This window comes from Halomonas denitrificans, from assembly GCF_003056305.1.
Lineage (GTDB): Bacteria > Pseudomonadota > Gammaproteobacteria > Pseudomonadales > Halomonadaceae > Halomonas > Halomonas denitrificans.
On record NZ_PYVX01000007.1, the window covers coordinates 158,157 to 164,558 of the forward strand.

8 protein-coding genes and 1 rRNA gene are annotated in these 6,402 nt (G+C 69.8%); 4 read left to right on the forward strand and 5 right to left on the reverse strand.

Features of this window, described 5'->3' with window-relative positions; all coding sequences use genetic code 11:
- Positions 1-6: 6 nt before the first annotated feature.
- Positions 7-591, reverse strand: coding sequence for an elongation factor P hydroxylase (locus tag C9F13_RS17640; RefSeq protein ID WP_108447222.1), 585 nt, complete (start codon positions 589-591; stop codon positions 7-9).
- Positions 592-739: 148 nt separating this feature from the next.
- Here C9F13_RS17640 and C9F13_RS15885 point away from each other — a divergent pair, with 148 nt between their 5' ends.
- From C9F13_RS15885 to C9F13_RS15895, 3 genes are all read left to right on the forward strand, one after another.
- Positions 740-2,185: an MATE family efflux transporter gene (locus C9F13_RS15885; protein ID WP_108447223.1), complete on the forward strand. Its 1,446-nt coding sequence runs from the start codon at positions 740-742 to the stop codon at positions 2,183-2,185.
- Positions 2,157-3,239, forward strand: coding sequence for a DUF3080 family protein (locus C9F13_RS15890; RefSeq protein WP_108447224.1), 1,083 nt, complete (start codon positions 2,157-2,159; stop codon positions 3,237-3,239). Before C9F13_RS15885 ends, C9F13_RS15890 begins: the two co-directional genes overlap by 29 nt.
- Positions 3,240-3,336: 97 nt before the next feature.
- Positions 3,337-4,065, forward strand: a complete 729-nt coding sequence (locus C9F13_RS15895) for a hypothetical protein (RefSeq protein WP_108447225.1) — start codon at positions 3,337-3,339, stop codon at positions 4,063-4,065.
- A 15-nt stretch (positions 4,066-4,080) separates the two neighbouring features.
- On the opposite strand, the gene tusA is transcribed toward C9F13_RS15895, so the two are convergent.
- Positions 4,081-4,332 (reverse strand): sulfurtransferase TusA, encoded by a 252-nt coding sequence (tusA, locus tag C9F13_RS15900; protein WP_108447226.1) that lies wholly within the window; start codon positions 4,330-4,332, stop codon positions 4,081-4,083.
- A 45-nt stretch (positions 4,333-4,377) separates the two neighbouring features.
- On the opposite strand from tusA, the gene C9F13_RS15905 reads away from it, so the two are divergent.
- Entirely contained in the window at positions 4,378-4,668 is a 291-nt protein-coding gene (locus tag C9F13_RS15905) for an antibiotic biosynthesis monooxygenase family protein (RefSeq protein WP_108447227.1), read from the forward strand.
- Positions 4,669-4,699: 31 nt separating this feature from the next.
- On the opposite strand, the gene rlmM is transcribed toward C9F13_RS15905, so the two are convergent.
- The 3 genes from rlmM to rrf form a co-directional block, all read right to left on the reverse strand.
- Positions 4,700-5,767, reverse strand: a complete 1,068-nt coding sequence (gene rlmM, locus C9F13_RS15910; RefSeq protein ID WP_108447228.1) for a 23S rRNA (cytidine(2498)-2'-O)-methyltransferase RlmM — start codon at positions 5,765-5,767, stop codon at positions 4,700-4,702.
- Positions 5,751-6,194, reverse strand: coding sequence for a DUF2721 domain-containing protein (locus tag C9F13_RS15915; RefSeq protein WP_108447229.1), 444 nt, complete (start codon positions 6,192-6,194; stop codon positions 5,751-5,753). The genes rlmM and C9F13_RS15915 overlap by 17 nt, the downstream gene beginning before the upstream one ends.
- 109 nt (positions 6,195-6,303) lie before the next feature.
- A 5S ribosomal RNA gene (gene rrf, locus C9F13_RS15920) occupies positions 6,304-6,402 on the reverse strand; the annotation flags it as partial.

The window sequence follows — 6,402 nt, forward strand, 5'->3', positions numbered from 1 at the left end:
TTCAGCCTAGTCGACCGTCTCCGGCCGCCGCGACCCGGGACGCGCCTCGGGCGCGAGCAGGGCACGCCCGGCGGCCACGGCGGCCGCCAGCGGCTCGCCGCCGTGGTAGAAGGCGGCCAGGGCGCGACGGAAGGCCGCCGCCCGCGCGGGCAGGCCCTCCTGCAGGTAGCGCTCGGCGCGTGCCTCGACCCGGGCCCGGAAGCCCTCGCGATCGACCCGGACGTCGCCCAGGTTGTCGACGCTGACGTTGAAGGGCAGTCCGCAGGCGTCAGCGAAGAGCCGCTCCAGCGCCTGGGGCGCCACCTCCACCGCCTCGAACTGGCGCTGCTGGTCGGCGTCGCGGCCGTCGGGCAGGTACCAGTAGCCGTAGTCCTCGAGCTCGCGACGCCGCGCCCCGGCGATGCACCAGTGGCTGACCTCATGCAGGGCGCTGGCGAAGAAGCCCCGGGCGAAGATCACCCGGTGCCAGGGGCTCGCCTCGTCCGCCGGCAGGTAGAGCGGCTCGTCGCCGCCGCGTACCAGCCGCGTCCCGAAGGTCGGCTGGAAGAGGCCGTCGAACAGGGCGATGACATCCTCGAGTCGGTGGTCCACACAGGCTCCTTGGGTGAGAAAAATGGGCCATTATAGGCGTGGGGCGGGCGGAGCGAAAATCGCCGCCGGCTGATAGACTGAGCGCCTTCCCGGCGCGCGTCATGGACCGACGCCGCCGTCCCTCTCTGTCGCATGGAGCCTCGCCGTGATGCCGTTCATCTCACGCCTGCTGACCACCAGCCGCCGGGAAACCCCCGCCCTGATGCGCCTGGCCCTGCCGATCTGCGGAGCCCAGCTGGCCCAGGCCGGCATGAGCGTCGTCGACGTGATGATGACCGGGCGACTGAGCGCCACGGACCTGGCGGCGGTCTCGGTGGGCGCGAGCCTGTGGCTGCCGCTGATGCTGTTCATGACCGGTACCCTGATGGGGCTGACGCCGATCGTCGCCCAGCTGCTCGGCGGCGGACGCACCGAGGGCATCCGGCCCAGCGTCCACCAGGCGCTGTGGGTGGCCCTGGCGCTGGGCGTCGTCGCCGCGCTGCTGCTGTGGAGCGTGGTGATGCCGATCTTCCGGCTGATGGAGGTGCCCGAGGAGGTCGCCAGCCGCGCCACAGCCTACCTGGCGGCGCTGGCCTTCGGCATGCCCGGGGTGGCGCTGTTCCAGGCGCTGCGCGCCTTCTCGGACGGCATGAACCACACCCGCCCGTCGCTCTGGATCAGCCTGGTCGGCCTCGGCGTCAACATCCCCTGCAACTTCGTGTTGATCTACGGCGGCGACGGCCTCACGGGGCTGTTCGGCACCGGGCTGCCCGCCTGGCTGCAGGGCCTGCCCGCCCTCGGGGCGCTGGGCTGCGGCATCGCCACGGCGATCTCGATGTGGGTGATGAGCCTGACCATGTTCGCCTATACCCGCCGCGCCAGGGCCTACGGCGACATCGACCTCTGGCGGGCGCCCTCCCCGCCGCGCTGGCCGCTGATCGCCGAGCTGCTGCGCGTGGGCGTGCCGATCGGGGTGGCGATCTTCCTCGAGGTGACGCTGTTCACGCTGATCGCGCTGTTCGTCGCCAGTCTCGGCGAGATCACCGTGGCGGCCCACCAGGTGGCGCTCAACTACACCTCGATCCTGTTCATGCTGCCGCTGTCGCTGGGCATGGCGCTGACCGTACGGGTGAGCAACACCCTCGGCCAGGGCCGTCCCGAGCAGGCACGCCTGGTGGCCTGGAACGGCATTCTGGTCTCCCTTGGCGTGGCGGGGCTCAACAGCCTGCTGCTGTGGCTGACCGCCGAGCCGGTGATCGCGCTCTACACTCACAACAGCGAGGTGACACGCCTGACCCTGTCGCTGGTTGGCCTGGCGATGCTCTACCAGGTCTCGGACGCTCTGCAGGTCAACCTGGCCGGGGCGCTGCGCGGCTACAAGGACACCCGCATCATCATGCTGATCACCCTGCTGGCCTACTGGCTGGTGGGACTGGGAGGCGGTCACTGGCTCGGCCAGGTCGGCCTCGCCGGCTGGATCGAGCCGCTGGGCGTGCACGGCTACTGGATCGGCCTGGTGGCCGGCCTGACCGTCGCCGCGGTAATGTTGGGCGAGCGACTCCGACGCATCGGCAAGGCGAGGGCGCATGACACCTTCGAGATCTCCCGCGACTGAGCCCCCACGCCGGCCTCGGCGACGTGGGCGGCGCCTGCTGGCCGCCACGGCGGTGGCGCTGCTGGCCGGCTGCGGCGAGGGCGGCAGCGAGGCGCTGCTGGGCGACTACCAGCAGCATCTGGCCGACACCCTGGCCCTCGAGGCGCCGCCCCGGGCCGACCCGGAGAATATCGGCGCCTTCCCCGAGCAGGATGAGCGGCTCTTCGAGGTCGCCGAGACCCGCGAGGGCATGCTCGACGTCTACGCCCTGCGCGGCTGCCACATCGCCGCCCTGGTGGCGGGACGCAACAACCAGCTGGGACGGGTGGCGCCGCCCAGCCAGCGCTGGCTCTACGAGCTCGAACTGTGGCGACAGCTCAGCGCGTGCTGGAACACCGAGGTGCCGGCGTCGCTCTCCGAGGCCAGCCGGGAGCGGCTCTCGCGGCTCACCGAGCTCAAGACCGAGCAGCTGCCGCGGGTGAGCTGGAACGCGCTGTTCGCCTCCGAGGAGTGGGTCAAGAACTTCTCCCGGGCCAGCGACCCCCTCGCGCCCGAGGCCCTCGACGAGACGACGCCGCGCAGCGCGGCCCTGGCCTACCTGCGCGAGGCGACCCTGCGCCAGTTCGACCCCGACTGGGCCGCCGATTCCGCCACCCTGGAGGGCCACTTCAAGACCCTGCAGGAGCGCCCGTTCTCCGCCGAGCTGCTGCGCACCCTGCTGCTGGCCGAGCAGCGCCTGGACGAGGCCTCGGCGCTGATCGAACAGGCGCTGGCCCGCCCCGACGGACAGGCCTGCCCCGTCGACCCCGAGCGGCTGACCGACGCCCCCGAGGCCGCGCGCCTGACCGAATGGCTGGCGAGCCTGGAGCGCTCGGCCCGCCACTGGTTCGGGGCCATCGATGCCCTGCTCGACGCCCAGGTGGCCGCGCCGCCGGCGGTCGCCGAGTATCGTCGCGACTGGCTGTCCCTTGAGCATCCGACGGCGCCCCTGCCGGCCTTCGCCGAGGCCCGCGACCAGCACCGGGCGCTGCTCTCTCGCCTCCGCCGGCGCTGCCAATCCATCGCCGGGACTTAACCTCGGCAATCACTCTGTGCTATTGATGAAGCAACAGTGACGCAGTGCGCTGCTGACCAGGCCGATGCCGCGACCACGCAGCACTTGGAGGGACATCATGGGAATCCCGCAGTCACGCCGCAGCGCTCGAGTCATCGATCTCGAGGCCATGCGCCAACGCCAGCTGGCACGCCGCCGGCTGGTTCGCCTGTCGCCCGAGCTGGACAACCTGGAGATGGTCTATCGCCTCTCCTCGGATGGCGACACCCTCTACGGCATGCCCCTGCTGGCGTGGGGGCTACAGGAGGATGGTGAAGTGGTGGGCCTGGTGCCCTGGATGGAGGCCCTGACCCCCTGCCACCGCCTCGACGACGCCGACCACGGCCATTTCGTCGGCTACCGCGATCCGGAGACCGAGGAGCTCTTCGAGCAGGCGCCGGAGCACAAGGTGCTGGAGCTCGAGCACGCCGCGGCCTACTTCGACTACGAGGAGACCGACGAGACGACGCTGATCCAGCAGCTCCCGGAGACGCAGGGCACCCATGCCCTCTGCATGGACGAGGGCGACGCGCCCTGGCAGCTCAAGCAGGTCTTCGGCTGGCGACTCTACAGCGACGGGGCGGTGGAGGCCCTGCTTGCCGACGAGCGCCTCATCGAGACGACGCCGATCCTGCCCGGCGATCCCTGCCTCTACCCCGGCCACAGCCAGCACCGGGTGGTCTACTTCTTCCAGCGACAGATCGCCAGCCGCATCCGCCAGGAGGATCCCACGACCCTCGAGGCCCTGGCGCTGATGGTCATGCCCGACAGCGACGAGCCCCCCCAGGCCGAGCCCGGGAGCGAATAAGGGAGCGGGCGCGCCTCAGCCGAGGCGGATCAGGTAGCGGTAATGGCCATCGTCCTCCTGCTGATGAATCAGCTCGTGGCCGAGGAAGCTGCAGAACTTGGGAATGTCACGCGTCGTGGCCGGATCGCTGGCCACCACCTCGAGTACCTCGCCCGGGTTCATGTCGCGCACTCGGTTGTGCATCAGCATGATCGGCTCGGGGCAGTAGAGCCCGGTGGTGTCGAGCCTTGCATCAGTGGGCGGCAGGGAATCCGCGGAATCAACCATCGATGACCTCGTTGCAGGACAGGAAAGAAGAAGGAGCGTAACCGGATGATCAAGATCATTATCGAACGTCGTATCATGCCCGGCCTGGAGGAAGAATACGAGGCGGCCGCCCGGGACGCCATGCGCCACTCCCTCGGCGCACCGGGCTTCGTCGGGGGCGAGAGCCTCGTCGAGTTCGGCCACAGCGATCGACGCCTGATGATCACCAAGTGGCGCGACCTGCGCGCCTGGAAGGAGTGGTACCAGAGCGAGACCCGCGCCCGCGTCATGCAGGGGCTGCTGCCGCTGCTGACCGAGGACGAGCGCATCCGGATCTACGAGGCGGCCAGCTGCTGAGCGCCGACGCCGGCGCTCGCGACGCGCGCCATCAATCCCGCAGCCGCACGTGCACCGTCACCTCCTCACGGTCGTGGTAGAGGTGGCGACACGCCACCTCCGCGCGCACCCCGGCCTCGGCGAGGGCCGACTCGAGGCGTGACAGGCAGTCGGCGACCTCCTGCCAGCGCCGCTTCATCGGCAGCTTGAGATTGAACACCGCCTCGCGGCACCAGCGACGCACCAGCCAGCGCTGGACCATCGACATGACCCGCGACGGCTGGTCGACGATGTCGCAGACCAGCCAGTCGAGCCGTCCGGGCGGCGCCCAGACGAAGCCGTCCTCGCGCAGGTGCTCGACCATCCCGGTGGCCATCAGCCCCTTGTCCATGGGGCCATTGTCGATGGCGTAGACGTGCATGCCGCGCTGGACCAGCTGCCAGGTCCAGCCCCCGGGCGCCGCGCCCAGGTCGGCCGCCTGCATCCCCTCCCCCAGCCGCTCGTCCCACGCGTCCCGCGGCACGAACTCGTGCCAGGCCTCCTCCAGCTTGAGCGTGGAGCGGCTGGGCGCCGCATGGGGGAAGCGCAGCCGCCGGATGCCCCCCAGCAGTTCGCTGCGGTTGCCGGGAAAGCTCATGCCGAGCTGGACCCGGTCGCCGTCGCTCCACAGCAGGTGCAGCCGACGACCGCCCGCCTTGCGGCGCAGGGCGCCGCGCTTCTTCAGCATCGACTCCAGCGGGCGCTTCAGCGCCTTGATCAGGCCGGCCAGGGCCTTGGCCTCGTTGGTATCCGGGGTCTCCTGCCACAGCGACTCGAAACTCCAGCCGCTGGCCTTCACCTGCTCGAGGATGGGCGACAGCCGGTCTTCCCGTGAGAGCGACAGCGGTGGCAGGGCCACCAGGCTCTGGCGCGCGAACACCAGGCTGGAGAGCGGCAGGTCGCGATGCAGCCCGTTGGCCGGCTCGCCCCCCTCGACCAAGAAGCGCACGAAGCCACCATCGGGACGATACTCGGGCGTCCCGGCTCGCCCCAGGGCGGCGGCCTTGTCGGTGATCTCGGCGGCCAGGTCAGGCTCGAAGCCCGGACGGCAGTAGAGCAGCAGTTCACTCGGCAGAGTCATGGTGTTCCTTGCTCGACGGTGGTCGCCGGGAACCGGACGCCACCAGCGCCTCGATGTCCTGGAGCTGGACGTTGAGGGCATTGGTGGAGATCTGGATCTCCCAGCAGGAGTAGATCAGCGAGATGGAGAGCAGTACCAGGCTGGCCCCGAACAGCGCCACGCCCGGCAGCTCCAGCGACAGGAAGAGCGCGAACATCGAGAGGGTGCAGAACAGGAAGCTAAGCACGCCGGCCAGTTGCATCCGCTTGGTCAGGGAGATGCGCCGACGCAGCAGCACGATCTGCTTGGCGTTGCCCTCGTGGTGCTGGGTGCGCTCCTCGTCGGCCAGCTTGCGAATCAGCTGGGCCAGGGTGAGGAAGCGGTTGGTATAGGCCAGCAGCAGCAGCGAGATGGCGGGAAACAGCAGCGCGGGAGTGGTCAGCGTCACGGGCGATCTCCGAAGTGATGGCTACGCTCATGGCGACAGTCGGCGCCGTCGCGGGCTCAACATGAAAAAACCCCGAGCTCATTGAGCTCGGGGTTTTCTCGGAATAGGTGCCTGACGATGACCTACTCTCGCATGGGGAGGCCCCACACTACCATCGGCGCTGATCGGTTTCACTGCTGAGTTCGGCATGGGATCAGGTGGTTCCCGT